Annotated in this window: 13 protein-coding genes and 2 tRNA genes; 5 read left to right on the plus strand and 10 right to left on the minus strand. The window is 61.0% G+C overall.

What is annotated here, in order from left to right; genetic code table 11:
* Positions 1-66: 66 nt before the first annotated feature.
* Complete coding sequence (gene hemA, locus TRM7615_RS22605; protein WP_108792130.1) at positions 67-1,290, minus strand: 5-aminolevulinate synthase; 1,224 nt, start codon at positions 1,288-1,290, stop codon at positions 67-69.
* A gap of 354 nt (positions 1,291-1,644) precedes the next feature.
* On the opposite strand from hemA, the gene TRM7615_RS22610 reads away from it, so the two are divergent.
* Entirely contained in the window at positions 1,645-3,015 is a 1,371-nt protein-coding gene (locus tag TRM7615_RS22610; RefSeq protein WP_108792024.1) for a M20/M25/M40 family metallo-hydrolase, read from the plus strand.
* 40 nt (positions 3,016-3,055) lie between these two features.
* Here TRM7615_RS22610 and TRM7615_RS22615 read toward each other — a convergent pair whose 3' ends face one another.
* From TRM7615_RS22615 to TRM7615_RS22655, 9 genes are all read right to left on the minus strand, one after another.
* Positions 3,056-3,262 (minus strand): DUF1963 domain-containing protein, encoded by a 207-nt coding sequence (locus TRM7615_RS22615; RefSeq protein WP_108792026.1) that lies wholly within the window; start codon positions 3,260-3,262, stop codon positions 3,056-3,058.
* Positions 3,263-3,565: 303 nt separating this feature from the next.
* The gene (locus TRM7615_RS22620) at positions 3,566-4,411 is read right to left on the minus strand and encodes an MBL fold metallo-hydrolase (protein ID WP_108792028.1); all 846 of its coding nucleotides are present in this window, start codon (positions 4,409-4,411) and stop codon (positions 3,566-3,568) included.
* A gap of 93 nt (positions 4,412-4,504) precedes the next feature.
* A tRNA-Asp gene (locus TRM7615_RS22625) sits at positions 4,505-4,581 on the minus strand.
* 75 nt (positions 4,582-4,656) lie between these two features.
* Positions 4,657-4,733, minus strand: a tRNA-Asp gene (locus TRM7615_RS22630).
* 77 nt (positions 4,734-4,810) lie between these two features.
* The gene (locus tag TRM7615_RS22635) at positions 4,811-5,323 is read right to left on the minus strand and encodes a GNAT family N-acetyltransferase (protein ID WP_108792030.1); all 513 of its coding nucleotides are present in this window, start codon (positions 5,321-5,323) and stop codon (positions 4,811-4,813) included.
* 21 nt (positions 5,324-5,344) lie between these two features.
* A complete protein-coding gene (locus TRM7615_RS22640) occupies positions 5,345-6,283 on the minus strand; it encodes a pirin family protein (protein ID WP_108792032.1) in 939 nt (312 codons plus the stop codon).
* Positions 6,284-6,435: 152 nt separating this feature from the next.
* Entirely contained in the window at positions 6,436-6,930 is a 495-nt protein-coding gene (locus TRM7615_RS22645; protein ID WP_108792034.1) for a hypothetical protein, read from the minus strand.
* A 111-nt stretch (positions 6,931-7,041) separates the two neighbouring features.
* On the minus strand, positions 7,042-8,094 hold the full coding sequence (locus TRM7615_RS22650) for a TauD/TfdA family dioxygenase (protein ID WP_108792036.1): 1,053 nt from the start codon (positions 8,092-8,094) through the stop codon (positions 7,042-7,044).
* A complete protein-coding gene (locus tag TRM7615_RS22655) occupies positions 8,091-9,074 on the minus strand; it encodes a LysR family transcriptional regulator (RefSeq protein WP_108792038.1) in 984 nt (327 codons plus the stop codon). The genes TRM7615_RS22650 and TRM7615_RS22655 overlap by 4 nt, the downstream gene beginning before the upstream one ends.
* 107 nt (positions 9,075-9,181) lie before the next feature.
* On the opposite strand from TRM7615_RS22655, the gene TRM7615_RS22660 reads away from it, so the two are divergent.
* Genes TRM7615_RS22660 through TRM7615_RS22675 form a run of 4 tightly spaced genes read left to right on the plus strand, consistent with a single transcriptional unit; the run spans position 9,182 to position 16,846 of the window.
* Positions 9,182-10,720, plus strand: coding sequence for a trimethylamine methyltransferase family protein (locus tag TRM7615_RS22660; RefSeq protein WP_108792040.1), 1,539 nt, complete (start codon positions 9,182-9,184; stop codon positions 10,718-10,720).
* Positions 10,720-13,113, plus strand: a complete 2,394-nt coding sequence (locus tag TRM7615_RS22665) for a GcvT family protein (RefSeq protein ID WP_108792042.1) — start codon at positions 10,720-10,722, stop codon at positions 13,111-13,113. The genes TRM7615_RS22660 and TRM7615_RS22665 overlap by 1 nt, the downstream gene beginning before the upstream one ends.
* Positions 13,110-15,521, plus strand: coding sequence for a GcvT family protein (locus tag TRM7615_RS22670; RefSeq protein WP_108792044.1), 2,412 nt, complete (start codon positions 13,110-13,112; stop codon positions 15,519-15,521). The genes TRM7615_RS22665 and TRM7615_RS22670 overlap by 4 nt, the downstream gene beginning before the upstream one ends.
* An 11-nt stretch (positions 15,522-15,532) precedes the next feature.
* The gene (locus tag TRM7615_RS22675; RefSeq protein WP_108792046.1) at positions 15,533-16,846 is read left to right on the plus strand and encodes an aspartate aminotransferase family protein; all 1,314 of its coding nucleotides are present in this window, start codon (positions 15,533-15,535) and stop codon (positions 16,844-16,846) included.
* The last annotated feature ends 125 nt before the right edge of the window (positions 16,847-16,971 follow it).

The raw sequence follows: 16,971 nt of genomic DNA on the forward strand, positions 1-16,971 counted from the left end.
TCGTCCACGCTTTTTGTTACCGCAAGCTTAACACGAGGCAAGTGTTTTGCACACAGTGCCGTGAACTTAGCCCGCCAATTCGGCGCGATTCAGCGCACAATGGGACCAAAGCTCATCCATCGCTTGCACCAGACGGTTCATTTCATCCGGGCCGTGAACCGGCGACGGGGTGAACCGCAAACGCTCGGTTCCACGCGGCACGGTCGGGAAATTGATCGGCTGCACGTAGATGCCAAAGTTCTCCAGCAACATGTCGCTGAGCTTTTTGGTGTGTACCGGGTTGCCCACGATCACCGGCACGATGTGCGAGCCATGATCGATGATCGGCAGGCCCATGCCCTTCAGGCGCAGCTTTAGGATGCTGGCTTGGGTCTGGTGACGCTCACGCAGCTCAGGCGCGGTTTTCAGATACGCGACCGAGGCCGCCGCACCCGCCGCCACAGCAGGCGGCAAGGACGTGGTAAAGATGAAGCCCGGCGCGTAAGACCGGATGGCATCACACATTTTTGCGTTCGCGGCGATGTAGCCGCCCATCACGCCATAGGCCTTGGCCAGCGTGCCGTTGATGATGTCGATGCGATGCGCCAGACGGTCGCGCTCGGTCACGCCGCCGCCGCGGGGACCATACATGCCGACCGCGTGCACCTCGTCGATATACGTCAGCGCGCCGAATTCCTCGGCCAGGTCGCAAATCTCTTCGATGGGTCCGAAATCGCCGTCCATCGAATAGATCGATTCGAATGCGATCAGCTTGGGTGCTTCGGGATCATCGGCCTCGAGCAGTTCACGCAGATGCGCCACATCGTTATGGCGGAAGATGCGCTTGGAGCCGCCATTGCGGCGCACGCCCTCGATCATCGAGGCGTGGTTGAGCGCGTCGGAATAGATGATCAGACCGGGGAACAGCTTTGGCAGCGTGCTCAATGTAGCGTCGTTGGCAATATAGGCGCTGGTGAACAGCAGCGATGCCTCTTTGCCGTGCAGGTCTGCCAACTCGGCCTCAAGCCGCTTATGATAGACCGTGGTGCCCGAGATGTTGCGGGTGCCGCCCGAGCCTGCGCCGGTGGATTTGATCGCCTCGTGCATCGCTTCGAGCACGACGGGGTGCTGGCCCATGCCCAGGTAATCGTTGCCACACCAGACGGTGATGTCCTGTTCGCTGCCATCCGGACGGGTCCAGACAGCGTGGGGGAAGTTCCCCTTGCGACGCTCGATGTCGATAAACGTGCGATAGCGGCCTTCGTCGTGCAGCTTTTGAATGGCGTCGTCGAGTTTCGCGGTATAGTCCACCGAGGTCTCCATTGGTCTTGTCGGACCCAAGGCCAGTTTCCCGGGGCCGGTTTTGGACATGGTCCCTTGCATCCTAGCGCTCAATTTCGAACGAACAAAGGTCATGGTTCTCAATTGCCTACATCCGTGCAGGCGGAGGCGACATTGATTTGCATCAAATATACACCCAGTTCACATGTAACAAGACAAACTGCGTCTCTTGGGGGCGCGAAAACGTCGCAAGTCAGCCTGAAACAGTTTCAAAAGTTTCCGATCCGAGAATTGAGCAGAGATCGGCTTACCCCCTCTGGACAGTGCGGCCCGCGCTGATACCTTTCGCGCCAAATCGTTTCGCCCAATGAAAAGGAACCCGCGATGTCTCTGGATGATGTCCTGTCGCGCATTGATGCCGACCTGCCCGCCGCCACCGACCGCCTGATCGAGCTGCTCAAGATCCCGTCGATCTCGACCGACCCGGCCTTCAAGGAGCACTGCGACGCCGCCGCCGACTGGCTGGTGGCTGACTTGCAGGGTTTGGGTATTGATGCCCAAAAGCGCCCCACACCTGGCCACCCGATGGTCGTGGGGCATATCGACGGACCTGGCCCGCACCTGCTGTTTTACGGCCACTACGATGTGCAGCCGGTTGATCCGCTGGAGCTGTGGGACCGCGATCCGTTTGATCCCGAGATCCAGGACACGCCCAATGGCAAAGTGATCCGCGCGCGCGGCGCATCCGACGACAAGGGCCAGCTGATGACCTTTGTCGAGGCCTGCCGTGCCTGGAAAGAGGTACACGGCACCCTGCCCTGCAAATTGACGTTCTTCTTCGAGGGTGAAGAGGAATCGGGCTCGCCCTCGCTGGTGCCCTTCATGGAAGAAAACCGCGACGAGCTGAAGTCGGACATCGCGCTGATCTGTGACACGGGCCTTTTTGAAAGCAAGGTAACCGCGATCACCACCATGCTGCGTGGTCTTCTGGGCGAGGATTTCACTATCACTGGCCCCGACCGTGATCTGCACTCGGGCATGTATGGTGGCATCGGCATGAACCCGATCCGGGTGCTGACCAAGATCTTGGCCGGTTTGCATGACGACACCGGCGCGATCACCCTGCCCGGCTTCTACGACGGCGTGACGGAATTGTCCGACGAGATGCGGGCACAATGGCAGGGCCTGAACTTTGATCACCAGACCTTCCTGGGTGACGTGGGCCTGACAGCCCCCGCAGGCGAACAGGACCGCACGCCGCTGGAGCAGATCTGGTCGCGCCCAACCTGTGACGTGAACGGCATCTGGGGTGGTTACACCGGCGACGGCTTCAAAACCGTGTTGCCCAGCCAGGCCAGCGCCAAGGTCAGCTTCCGCCTGGTGGGTCAACAGGACCCCGACGCGATCCGCGACGCGTTCCGCCACTATCTGGAAAGCAACCTGCCCGATGGGTTCAGCGTCGAATACCGCACCGAAAAAGGCTCGGCCGCCTCGCAAATGTCGGTCGAAGATCCGGCGTTTGAAAAGGCGCGTCAGGCGCTCAGCGATGAATGGGGTATCCCGGCGGCTTACGTGGGCTGCGGCGGGTCGATCCCGATTGCAGGGTTCTTCAAGGACATCGTGGACACCGATGCGATGCTGATCGGCTTTGGCAAGGACGACGACCAGATCCATTCGCCCAACGAGAAATATGACATGGAGAGCTTTCACAAAGGCATCCGCTCGTGGGCCCGCGTCCTGGCGGCATTGAGCTAAGGTAGAATTGCAGAGGCCCCGATTTGGGGCCTCTTGCACATCACGTCATTTCAAATGTCATCCGCACTTTGTCGAACTTGGCATTGGCCAGATCCTCGGGCGTAATCCACAGCTGCACGATCCCGTCCGACCCGAAGCCCACCGGCAGGCCGCAGCTGTCCCCCAATTGCAGCAACAGGCTGTCGCCCGCATGATCGCTGATCGCCGATTGTATTTCGAACCCCTGGCCGAACATTTGCAACGGCATGGTTCCCAGCGAGAACCCCGGCACCGCTGAACTCGATCAGCGTATCGACAAAAACGCCAAGCATGTCTTCGGATGGATACCCCGTCGCAAACTGCGACAGGTTCAGCCAGCGCCGCGCATAGTGGACATGCTGCTGGGAAGGAAGCGGATCAACAGGGCCGCGTGGCGTTTCAGAACCGAAGCGATACTCATGAGACGCAATCACTTTCACAGGACAATCCAAACAGACCATCCCCGCTGTTTACGGCAAAATGTTGAAACCTCAATAATTTCAAGGTGTTTGATCAGGGAAAACCGCGTCCCTTAGTCGGGCTCCCACCGGAACGCATCCCCTGCAGCACGGACACGACCGATTGAGGGCAAGGTGAAATGGCTCCCCAACACACGCCGACCGGTTTCGGACGAATCCTCCAACAACGCCACGCGCGACTCAACAGCCAGCTCGGGATCCGCATCAAAGGTGAAATGCCAATCTGGACGATGACATTGCGCGGTGGAATGCAGCGCATCGCCGGTGATCAGCGCCTCGGCTCCGCCGCTGTGTACCAGGACCGAGACATGGCCCGGAGAATGCCCCGGTGTCGGCAGCAAACGCACATGATCGCCCAGACAATGCCCCGGCTGCACCATTTCCGCCTGCCCGGCCTCGATCACCGGCAGAACGCTTTCGGTGTAGGCGTCGGTGGGATTGGCGCTGTAGGCGGCATTGTCATCCGCCGGGATCAGGTATTTGGCGTTTGGAAACGTCGGCACCCAACGCCCGTCCTGCAGTTGCGTGTTCCACCCCACATGATCCGGGTGCAGATGGGTGCACAGGACATAATCCACATCCTCGGGCGCCACTCCGGCAGCCGTCAGCGCCGCCATGAACCGCCCATCCGAGCGTTGATGCCAGTCTGCGTGTGTCGCCGTTTTATGATTGCCCACGCAGGCGTCCACCAGAATCACGTGATCGGGTGTTTTCAACAGAAACCCCTGGATCGGCAGAATCAGCTTGCCGCTGTGTTCACACAACTGCCCCGGCGCATGTTCGCGCAAAACTTGGTGCAATTCAGGGCCTGCAGTTGGATAGAGTTTTTCGGGTTCCACAAACGGCCCGTTGATCTCAAGGATTCGCCAGACCTCGACCTCTCCGACACGACACAACATGAGAACGCCCTTTCTTACCCCGACAGGGCAATCAGATACGCTACGCGCCTCTGCTTCAAGACGAAATCAATCTGGAAGGAAGAGAGAAGAAAGTGGCGCGGTTGACGGGGCTCGAACCCGCGACCCCCGGCGTGACAGGCCGGTACTCTAACCAACTGAGCTACAACCGCGCATTTTCTTCTGGTGGAGACCACCAATGCCCTGTCCGGACCGGATCCCAACTCCCCGGGAAAGGGGCAAAGCAGTGGCGCGGTTGACGGGGCTCGAACCCGCGACCCCCGGCGTGACAGGCCGGTACTCTAACCAACTGAGCTACAACCGCTCGCTGCTTTTGTTGTCGTTCCCTGCGGAACGTTGGGGTGTATTATGGCTACGGTTCGGCATCGTCAAGCGGCGACTTCAACTTTTTTCATCCGGCATGAAGATTTTCTCGAACCCATTCCAGATCACCTTGCGGGCGGGAACCGGGTTGCCGAACAGATCATCCTGAAAAACAGGGCCCTCGACACCGCCCAGGCGGTCATAGAACCGTCTCGCTGCCGTATTGGCCTCCAGCACTTCCAGCCAGAGCGTGGTTTTCCGCATGCCTGTCAGCCGCTTAGCCAAGGCTTGCATCAGGTGAAGCCCAACACCCTGCCCCTGCACATCACCTGCCACATGCAGATTGTCCAGAAGCGGGCCATGCGCGTTGTCACAACGGACGCAAGCAAACCCCAGCAGATCGCCCTCTTCGGCCACCAGAAGCAATACGTCATTCTCGGGCATCTGCCCCCACCGGTCCGTCATCGCGGCCTCAAGCGGTGCCCCCAGAAAGTCATCGGGGAGCATTCCGGCATAGGACGCGCGCCAACTGAGGACATGGATGTCACGAATTGCAGGCAGATCATCACGGGTGGCGGCACGAATCTTCATGCCGCCCGTGGTGCCAGCCCCCTAGCGTTCGGGCAAGGGCGTGAACTCTTGATCATCGCCCGGAGGCAGCTGAAAACGCCCATGCATCCAGTCCCCGGCCCGCCAGGCTTCTTTCGCGGCCTCGATCCGCTCTTTCGACGAGGCAACAAAGTTCCACCAGATGTGGCGCGGCCCGTTCATTGTCGCGCCCCCCAGCAGCATCAGCCGCGCACCAGTGGGCCCGGCCTTGGCGCTGATGCGGTCGCCGGGGCGGAACACCACCATCTGCCCCGCCTCGAACTCTTGCCCCGCGATGGAGACAGAGCCGCCAACGACATACAATCCCCGATCCTCGTGATTGTCGGGCATCGGGATCGCGGCGCCAGCTTCCAACACAGCGTCGGCATAAAACATCTCGCTCGGTGTTTTGACCGATGCGCGCTCGCCATAAGCGTCGCCCAGAATAAGGCGCACGGTTTTACCCTCACCGGTCAGTTCAGGTAGCTCCGCTGCACCCACATGTTCGAACGAGGCGGGCGTGTCCTCCACCTCGTCCGGGAGCGCCACCCAGGTCTGAAGACCAAACATCGAGAGCGGCGACTTGCGCGCCTCTTCATCGGTGCGCTCAGAGTGGGTCACGCCGTGGCCTGCCACCATCCAGTTCACCGCGCCCGGTTCGATCCACTGGTCCGTTCCCAGCGAATCCCGGTGGTGCAATTTGCCCTTGTACAGATAGGTGACCGTCGCCAATCCGATGTGCGGATGCGGGCGCACGTCGATCCCCTGTCCAGTCAGAAACTCGACCGGGCCCATCTGATCAAAGAAAATAAAGGGTCCGACCATCTGCCGTTTGGGTGCGGGCAAGGCGCGGCGCACTTCAAACCCGCCCAGATCTCGCGCACGGGGCACGATGACGGTTTCAATGGCATCCACGGCGTCGCCAATGGGAATGTCAGCGTCAAGTATTGGGTTCCAGCTCATTGCGGTGCCTCCTGGTTGCTTACCGGTCAACTTAGACCCTGGACAGAAACGCACAACTGGGAGCAATCACATACCTTCGGTGCGAGAATGCACAGCGGGCACCGCGCTCGAACCTGGGCGCGGCGCCACCTTGGCACTGAAGTCTTTTCGGATCAGCCGCCTGCGGCTGCCAGACACGCGCGTCCCATTTCCATGGCTGCCTTCGTGCCCGTCAAATCCAAGGTAAACACCCGGGTTTCGTCGACGACTTTCATGGTTTGGCCATTGGCAACATCCGAGATGAATTCCGGGTTATCTGCAGCGATGTAAGATCCCGAAAAGCCCTGCTCGTTCTCATGCACGACATTTTCAGGTGCGTAGTACTGGTTTCCATCGATATCGATGTTCAGCGTGGTGCCACCATCAGCCGAGGCGCCATCGGGCTCATGCGTGAAGGCCCCGATGTAACCGATACCGCTTTTGAGAACGCCCATTTGAATAATCAGGCCATCCTTGTTGGTCTCGACAACACAGGTATTGTCATCGGTTTTGGTGTAAACTTTCCATCCGCCGGCTTCGCCAAAGGGCACAAAATTCTGTGCCAAAGCTGGTGTCGAAATCCCTGCAACAAACAAGGAAACAGCTGCGATCTTTCTGAATTTCGTCATTATTCCATCCTAAAAATGCGTACCACCAAAGCGTAGCACCCAGCCATTCTAACAGATGAATATTACAGGTCGACTCTCCTTTTGTGCGACCGGCTGGCATGACCGCTCGCGTCAATCCAACGGCGCATGAAGTCGGGTGTGGTTCGTTATGATCCCGCCCCGCGCACCAACGGTCAGGTCGCCATAACGTTGCGCAAACACCGGCGGCAGTGTCCGATCGCCAGGCAGCGACAGCCACAGGCGGAACAGGTGGCGGCGTTTGTCGGAGTCCGGCCAGTCTATGAACCCGGTCCGGTCATGCAGCATCGCATGGTTATAGACGAACTGCATATCACCCGGTTGCAGTCGCATGGTGATGTGCAGATCGGGGTCATTGGCGAGCGCATCGAACATGTCCAGCGCCTCGACATGGGCGGGGGTCAGTCGCAATGCGCCCTCGAACCGCTGTGCGCTATCGATGTATTGGCGCTGATAGAACACCGTCAGCTTGCCCGCGAACCAGCTAAACGGCGGGATAGTCATAAAGGGGTCCATGCCCTCGGGCACCTCGCCGCGCCGGTCGGTGGCGATGGGATCAAAGAGCAGCGACAGAAGATCGGGACGTTCCGCGCGCATCCGGTTAAAGATCGTTTCGGCGCTCACCAGCAGCGAGTCGCCCCCCTCTTTGGCATCCCGCAGACACAGCAGCCCCACCACGTCTGCACTGTCAGTATGAAAGCTCTGCCGGGCCGAGGTCTGATAGATGCGCGCCGTAGGATCATTCGGGTCCCGCCCGACATCACGCACATGGCCCAGGATATGACCATCCGCGTTCTGTGACCGGGCCGAGCCCAGATGTGCGCCAATGCCACAGAACACCGCTGCCGCCATTTTCTGATCATAGGTCTCTATTGGCAGTCCGCGCAGCACCTCGACACCGACACCGCTCAGCAGCTTGTCGCGCAACGCGCTCAGGTGATCGGCAAACTGCGTCAGGGGAAAATCCTCGGCCGTGATCTCTCCGACATCACGATCCAGCGACAGGAAGTGCCGCGCTGCCTGTTCCAGGTCGGCGACGTCATCCGGTGTCAGCTGATACAGCCAATCCTCGGGCCGCTCGGACAGATCGCGTCCAACCCAGGCGGCGGGCGTTTCAATCTGGGGTGGCAAATCGTTCGGCGTCATAAGGGCTCCTCCTCTGTCTCCAGACCAGCCAAAGCGGCGGTGCCGATCTTGCCCATCTGCCCCGCGATCTGGTCCACTAGCGACACACGAGCGTATTCGGCAAACGCTTTGGGCAATTCCCCCAACTCTCCGTCCCGGGCCACAACCGTGATCGAGCGACTCATCCCCGCCCCGGGCAAGGGCCGCAGATCCAATGGCATGCGTTCCACCAACCCGTCAATCAACAGGGTCGGTGTCAACAGGGTAAACCCCATGCCATCGGCGACACAGGCCGTCACCATGCTGGATCGGTCGGCCAGGATCACCCGTTCGGGCTGCAGACGCAGGCGGCGCAGATGTTGCCCGATCCGGCGACCCACATTGGTGGTATCGGCAAAGCGCACCAGCGGCAGGTGGCGCAGCACCTGTTCCAGATCCTGCACCGGTTGATCAAATCCGGACGGCAGGACCAGCAAAAACGCCTCGGTCAGAACCGCATGACGTTCCAACCCATCCATATCCAGCAGCGGATCTGAAGTGATGGCAATATCGGCCTGTTTGGTCCTGAGCAGCGCTTCGTGATCGCCGCTCTGGCCCGCATGCAGCACCATATCCTGCACGCCAAAGCGGTCCTTGGCCATCCGCACCAAACCGGGTGACAGGGTCGTGGCGATCGAAGCCTGCAACCCCAACCGCAACCTGCTGATGGGCGTTGGACCCTGGTGACGCATGTCGCTGGCCAGTTCCCCAACCGCCTGCAGGATGCGGCCCGCATGGCGGTACATCAGCACCCCGGCCTGGGTCGGCTTCACCGGGCGCGTTGAACGGTCCAACAGCCTGACATCATAGTGTTTTTCCAAGGTCCCGATGTGCTGCGAAGCGGCAGATTGTGTCATTCCAACCAGCCGTGCCGCCGCCGTCATCTGACCGGTTTCGACAACCGCAACAAAAACCTCCAACGCTTTGATAATATTTGCATTCGTTGTGAATTTTACATCCATGATCAGCCTTTCGCACCTTCCACTATTAGAAATCCTAATACTGACAACTGTCAATTGATCGAATGCCCCGCAACCGCCAGATTATGCCCAACCGAGGGAGGCGGGTCATGACTGAGACACCTGTAAAACGTCGTCGCAAACGCGATCGGGGCGCATCACGTGGCCAGGTCGGACAGCCCCGCACGCCCTTCATCCTGCGCAAGCTGGGTACGTTCAACATCCTCGGCGAAGAGGGGTTGAGCCTGATCGAGGAGAACGCCGACACGATCCTGGCCGAAACCGGCATGGAGTTTGTCGAAGATCCCGAAATCCTTGAGATTTTTGCCAATGCGGGCTGCGACGTGGACGGCACGCGGGTGCGGTTTGAACGCGGGTTCTGCCGCAAGACCATTCAGGCCACCGCGCCCAAACAGTTCATGCAGCACGCCCGCAACCCGGCCAATTCGGTGCAGATGGGCGGCGATGCCACTGTGCTCTGCCCGTCGTGGGGCCCGCCCTTTGTGCATGATCTGGACCGGGGTCGCCGCTATGCGACGTTTGACGACTTTCAGACGCTGGTGAAGCTGCACCACACCATTCCTTGGCTGCATCATTCGGGCGGCGTGGTTTGTGAGCCGGTCGACCTGCCCGCCAACAAACGGCATCTGGACATGCTTTATGCTCACATTCGCTATTCCGACCGGCCGTTCATGGGGGCCTTCATCGGCGCTGAGCGCGCCGGTCATGCGCTAGATATGGCGCGGATCGTCTTTGGCGCGGAGTATGTGGCCGAAAACCCAGTGCTTTATTGCGTGTCAAACACCAACGCACCGCTGGTGATGGATGCGCATATGTCAGGTGCCTTGAAAACCTATGCCCGCGCTGGTCAGCCGGTCGCCACCGCCCCTTGGGTGCTGACAGGCGCCATGAGCCCCTGCACCGTCGCAGGTACCATGGCTCAGGTTCTGGCCGAAGCACTTGCCTGCCTTACGCTTGCGCAATTGGTGAAACCAGGCGCGCCGGTGCTGATGGGCTCTTTTGCGTCCACGATGTCAATGCAATCGGGGGCGCCGACCTTTGGCACACCCGAAGCAGGTCAGATGGTTCTGGCCGCAGGGCAACTGGCCCGCCGTCTGGGGGTGCCGCTGCACACGGTCGGCACGCTGAGCGCATCGAAAATACCGGATGCGCAGAGCCAGCAGGAAGCGACCTGGGGTCTGATGATGTCGATGTTTGCAGGTGCCAACCTGATCAATCACGCCACCGGCTGGCTGGAGGGTGGTTTGGTGACCAGCTTTGAAAAGACGATGATCGACGCTGATCTCTGTGGCAAGCTGGCCCGCTTCTTTGATGGCATCGACCTGAGCGAGAACGCGCAGGCCATGTCTGCCATCGCCGCCACTGGTCCGGGTGCGCATTTCCTTGGCTCCGAGCACACGCAAGCCAATTTCATGTCCGCCCTCTTCCGGCCCGAGACACCCGACAACAACGCCTATGAACATTGGGAGGCGGCTGGGTCTTTGGATACCGCACAACGGGCCAACGGCCTATGGAAGAAGCATCTGGAGGCCTATGAGGACCCCGGCCTTGATCCGGCCATCGACGAGGAGTTGCAGGCCTATATCGCGCAGCGCAAGTCCGAGACGCCAGACATGGATTACTTCTGATGGGACGCACGATCATCATCGGCGGCGGCGCCATCGGGTTGTCGGTGGCCTATCACCTGGCGCATCGCGGAGCCGAGGACGTGTTGCTATTGGAACGCAATCAGCTGACCTCGGGCACATCATGGCATGCCGCTGGCATCGTGGGCCCGCTCAGGGCCACGCCCAACATGACCAAGCTGGCGAGCTATGCGCTGGAGCTGTTTCCCCGGCTTGAGGCCGAGACCGGTATGGCAACGGGTTACCGTCAGACGGGTGGTTATTGGCTGGCGCGGCGTGAAGAGCGGCTGGACGAGTTGCACCGGGTCTCGACCCTGGGGCGGCACTTTGGGCTGACCGCACAAGTCATCGGCGCGGACGAGGTAGAAGTTCCGGGGCTTGATGTCTCGGATCACGCGGGCGCCATGTGGGTGGCCGAAGATGCCAATGTGAACCCGGTGGACCTGTGCATGGCCTATGCCCGCGCGGCCCGGTCCAAAGGCGTGGAGATCCGCGAGAATTGCGGGGTTGCCAGTATCCTCTCTGAGGGCGGGACCGCGCGGGGCGTTGCGCTTGGCGATGGGACAGAGATTGAAGCCGAGAGCGTCGTGATCTGCGCCGGGGCGTGGTCGAAGCCCCTCGCCGAAGGGGCCGGATTGCACCTGCCGCTGCAGGCGGTCGAGCATATGTATGTGGTGACCGAGCCGATGCCGGGTTTACCCGATCCGTTTCCGGTGATCCGCGACATGGATACAGGTATCTACATCAAGGGCGATGCTGGCAAGCTGGTGATCGGCGGGTTTGAGCCTGACGCCAAGATCTGGGATGCCTTTGGCCCCGAAGGCGACCGGCCATTTCTGGAGATGCCAGAAGATTGGGAGCAGTTCATGCCCTTCATGGAGGCCGCGTTGGACCTGGTTCCGGCACTGGCTGAGACCGGCATCCAGCATTTCATGAACGGGCCGGAAAGTTTCACCAATGACACGCGGCCTTTGGTTGGGGCTGCACCGGATGTGGACGGGTTGTTTGTTGCGGCTGGAATGAACTCGGTCGGGGTAATGTCCTCGGCCGGCATTGGGCGTGTCTTGGCGGATTGGATCGTGGATGGCGAGGCCCCGATGGACCTGTGGGAGGTCGATGTGGCCCGAGCCGATCCGCGTGCGGCAACGAATGCGCATATGGCGGATCGGATGGCCGAGAGTGTGGCCGATCTGATGGCGATGCATTGGCCGTTCAAACAGCCCAAGGCCGGTCGTGGGTTGCGCTGTTCAGCTTTGCATCAGGCCTGGGCAGATCAGGGCGCAGTCTTTGGCCTGACTGCAGGCTGGGAGCGTGGGCTCTGGTATGCTGAGAACGACGCGGAGAGGGAGTTGCCCTACTCAGTTGGGGCGCAGTCCTGGTATCCGATTGCAAGGCGTGAAGCGGCGCGGATGCAGGATGGCGCGGTGCTGTTAGACCTGTCGCCCTTTGGCAAGTTCGACGTGATCGGCCCCGATGCGGTGGCAGCAATGAATGAACTGGTCTGTGCTCAGATGGATGTTCCTGTGGGCCGTGCTGTCTATACCCCGATGCTGAACGAAAAAGGCGGGATCGAGGGCGATTTGACCGTGACCCGTTTGGGGAGCCAGCATTATCGCATCACCTCTGGTGCTGCGACGCGCTGGCGGGACGGGGCGCTGCTGCGCCGCCGCTTCGCGGTCTGGCGGGTTGCCTTGCACGATGTCACCGATGACGAGTGTGTAATCGGCCTGATGGGCGCAGAGGCGCGGGACATCCTGAACAGGATAAGCGATGCGGATTGGGTTGATTTCCCGTTTTCTACCGTGCGTGACGTGGCTGTGGCGGGTGTGGCGTGTCGTGCGACGCGGATGAGCTTTGTCGGCGAATTGGGCTGGGAGTTGAATGTTTCCGTGACCCAGGCCCGCAAAGTCTTTGACGCGCTCTCTACCGCTGGAGCCAAACCAATGGGCATGTATGCGCTTGAGGCCTGTCGGATCGAGAAGGCGTTTCGCCATTGGGGCCACGACCTTGGCCCCGAGATCACCCCGCTGGAGGCCGGACTTGGCTTTACCATTGACTGGGGCAAACAGTTCATCGGTAGATCAGCGCTTGAGGCACAACGCACCCAAGGAGTAACGCGTAAGCTCTGCCTGTTCCAGGTCGAGGGCGATCCGCTGATCCTGCATGACGAGCCGATCCTTGAGGGCGGGCGTGTCGTGGGCCTGACCACATCCGGCGCCAAGGGCGCGCGCACCGGCCTGACGCTGGCCTTGGGGATGATCGAGATCGCCCCCGGTGAAAAGCTTGCCGACACCTGCGCTCGCGATTTCAGCTTCGACATCGCAGGTAAGACCTATCCGGCGCGGGCCCTGCCCCGCCCCCCATTTGACCCCAAAGGCGAAAGGATGCGCGGATGAGCAACGCACAGGTCCTGATCATTGGTGGCGGCGCCATGGGCGTGTCGCTGATGTACCATCTTACCAAGGCAGGATGGCGCGACGTGGTGCTGGTTGAAAAGAACGACCTCACCCATGGCTCGACCTGGCATGCTGCCGGGCTGTGCACCCATTTTGCGCACAACCCAACCATTCAGGAGCTGCGTGCAACCTCTGTCCGCCTTTATCGCGACATCCTGCCGGAAGAGACCGGGCAGAACTGCGGCTTTCACCGTTCTGGCGCGATGCGTATCACCTCCAACTCGGATCGGATGGATGAATTCCGCCATGTCGCCGGCCTGTCGGATTTCACCGGATATCCACTGGAGGTTCTGACGCCCGAACGGATCGCCGAACTGCACCCGCTGGCCAAGCTGGATGGATTGCTGGGGGGTATCTATGAACCCGATGACGGCCATGTGGACCCGACGCTGGCCACCAATGCGATGGCGCAGGTGGCCACGCGCAACGGAGCCAAGATCAGCCGCTACAATGCGGTGCAATCCATCCGGCGAGAGGATGGTAAGTGGATCGTAGAGACAGCCAAGGAGACGTTCCGCGCCACGCATATCGTCAATGCAGCCGGAACCTGGGGCTGGGAGATCGGGCACATGATGGGGCTCAACATCCCGTCCGTACCGGTGCTGCACCAGTATCTGGTGACCGATGCGGTGCCCGAGGTTACCGAGCGCATCGACGCCAAGCTGCCCGAACTGCCGATGATCCGCGACCCCGAGGAAAGCTGGTACGTGCGCCAGGAACGCGACGGGCTGATCCTGGGGCCTTACGAAAAAGAAGCGCAGGTCTGGTCGGTGGATGGCGTGCCACCCGAGTTTGGCGCTGACCTGATGCCGCCCGATCTGGACCGGGTGGAACATATCATCGAGGCGGCGATGGAGCGTATCCCGGCGCTGATGAATGGCGGTGTGAAAACCGTGGTCAACGGTCCGATCACCTTTACCCCCGACGCCAACCCGCTGATCGGCCCCACGCATGGGCTGGAAAACGCCTGGTTGCTGACCGGGTCGAGCATGGGCGTGATGGAAGGTGGCGGCTCGGGCTGGTTCCTGGCGCATTGGATGACGCACGGCGCGCCGCCTATGGATGCTTTGGCGGTGGACAGCCGCCGGTTTGGTACTTGGGCCGACCGGGATTATCGGGTCGAGAAAGCCATCGAGTGCTTTGGCCTGCAATTTGGCGTGCACTATCCGTTCGAAGAACGCCCCGCCGGACGCGGCAAGCGCCTGTCGCCGCTGCATGATCTGATGGTGGAGCGTGGCGCAGTCATGGGTGCAGCCTATGGCTGGGAACGGCCCAACTGGTTCTCGGACAGACAAGGCGACATAGCGCATGAGAGCTTTCGCCGTCCGAACTGGTTCCCACATGTCGCCAAAGAGGTCGAGACCGTCACCACCAAGGCCGGGTTGGCCGATCTGTCCGTGTTCTCGAAGTTCGACATCACCGGCCCCGAGGCCCGCGCGTTCATCGACAGCTTGGGGGCAAACCGCCCGCCTGCGAATGGGCGTATTGGCCTGACACATGTGCTGACCCCGGCGGGCGGAGTGCTGTCCGAGTACACAGTGACCATGCTGAGCGACACCCACGCTTATTTGACCTCGGCAGCGGCGGCGCAAGAGATCGACATGGATCAGCTGACAGCCCACGCCAAAGGGTTCGACGTAGCAGTCACCAACCGGTGCGACGAGCTGGCGGTTATCGGCCTGATGGGACCACTCTCGCGCCACATACTCAGCCAGCACACGCTGGTCGATTTGGACGATGGCTTCCCCTGGCTCAGCGCTCAGGTGATCGACGTAGCGGGCGCACAGGTGCGCGCGTTGCGGGTGTCCTACTTGGGTGAACTTGGCTGGGAACTGCACATGGACCGCACCGACGCGGAACAGGTATTTCTGGCGCTCGAGGCCACCGGCAAACCGATGGGCACGGGATACTATGGCGCCTATGCTGCCAACTCCATGCGGCTGGAGAAGGGCTATCGCGGCTGGGGCGGTGATCTGACCACTGAGCGGACCTTGCACGAGGCGGGTATTGGCATGTTTGCCCGCACCAAGGACCGCGCCTTTACTGGGCGCGAGGCAATGCTGGAGCGCAAAGCCAAAGACGACCGCTGGGACATGGTCCTACTCGAAATCCACGATCCCGAGTTTGACCCGTTCTATGCGCATTCCGTCCTGCAAGGCGGTGACATCGTTGGCGTTGTCACCTCGGGTGCGCACGGCCATCGCACCGGAAAGACGCTGGCCTTGGCCTATCTGCGCGACCGCACGGCGCGCGACAACCTCACCGTATCCATCCTGGGGCGCAGGACGCAGGCCACGATCCTGCCCGCCGCGCCCTTTGACCCCGAAAACCTGCGCTTGAAAGCCTGAGGGAGGCAAGCATGACCCACCAACCGCTCAACACCGAATGGTCCACCCAGGCCACTGCCGCCCGGCGCGACAATTACTATGCTGCCAGTCAGCGCAAGTTTGTCCCCTTCAAGGACCCGATCGTTTTCCAGAGGGGATCGATGCAGTACCTGTGGGACGCCGAGGGGAACAAGTATACCGACCTTCTGGGCATGAACGTCTGCATCTCGGTCGGGCATTCGCACCCAACCGTGGTGGCCGCCGCGATGGAACAGGCACAGCAGCTGACCCATTGCACGACGATGTTCTACCACCCTACCCCGGCGCATCTGGCCGAGGAACTGGCCGCGACCATGCCCAAGGGCCACGAGTGGGTGGTACATTTCACCAACTCTGGATCTGAGGCGATTGACCTGGCGATGACCATGGCGCGCAGCTACACGGGCAATCTGGATCTGCTGGCCCTGCGCACGGCGTATCACGGCCCTACTGCGTCCGCACAATCGCTCACCGGCATCAGCGGCTGGCGGCATCCCGGCATGCCCGGCAACGTGGCTTTTGTCGCCGAACCCAACCAGTATCGCGGCATCTTTGGTGAGAACGCTGGTGCCGCGCCCTATCTGGACGAGATCGACCAGACCATCCGCACCGCCACCACCGGTCAGATCGCCGGCATGTTCGTGGAAAGCGTCCAAGGCTACGGCGGCATCATCGAAATGCCCAAAGGCTACATGTCAGGTGCCGCCGAGCGGGTGCGCGCGGCCGGAGGTCTGTACATCGCAGATGAGGTGCAATCAGGCTTTGGCCGCACCGGCGATCACATGTGGGGGTTCGAGGCGGACGGCGTGGTGCCGGACATCATCGTTATGGCAAAGGGGCTGGGCAATGGCTTCCCCATCGGGGCCGTTGTGGCGAAGAAAGAAATCGCAGCCCCCATGGCCGAAAAGTTCATGTTCCACACCTACGGCGCCAACCCAACGTCCTGTGCGGCGGGTCGCGCGGTGCTGCAAGTCATTCGCGAAGACAAGGTGATGGAGAACGCCAAAACCGTTGGCGCGGCCCTGCTGGCGCGTCTGCATGAGCTGAAGGACAAGCACGCCGCCATCGGCGATGTGCGCGGGCGGGGTTTGATGCTGGCCATTGAGATGGTCAAGGACCGCAAGACCAAGGAACCGGACGCGGAAACCACGGCGGCCGTCTTTGAGCATTGCCGTTCGCAACGCCTGATCCTGTCGAAATCCGGCCCCTTCCAAAGCTCGCTGCGAATGGTGCCGCCGATGTGCCTCACGCTCGAGGATGTGGACCGCGTGGCGGACGGCCTGGATCAGGCGTTCTCCTCTCTGTGAGGGTCATGAACTCTCGCGGTGTATGATTGGTCTCCGTGGGATGGCGCAAGGACATGCGCCAACGCCCGTTCCTGATGGAGCGGGCGTTTTTGTATTTTGAAACATAGACCAGATCCGGGAGTGCT

The sequence above is a fragment of the Falsiruegeria mediterranea M17 genome, from assembly GCF_900302455.1.
Classification (GTDB): Bacteria; Pseudomonadota; Alphaproteobacteria; order Rhodobacterales; family Rhodobacteraceae; genus Falsiruegeria; species Falsiruegeria mediterranea.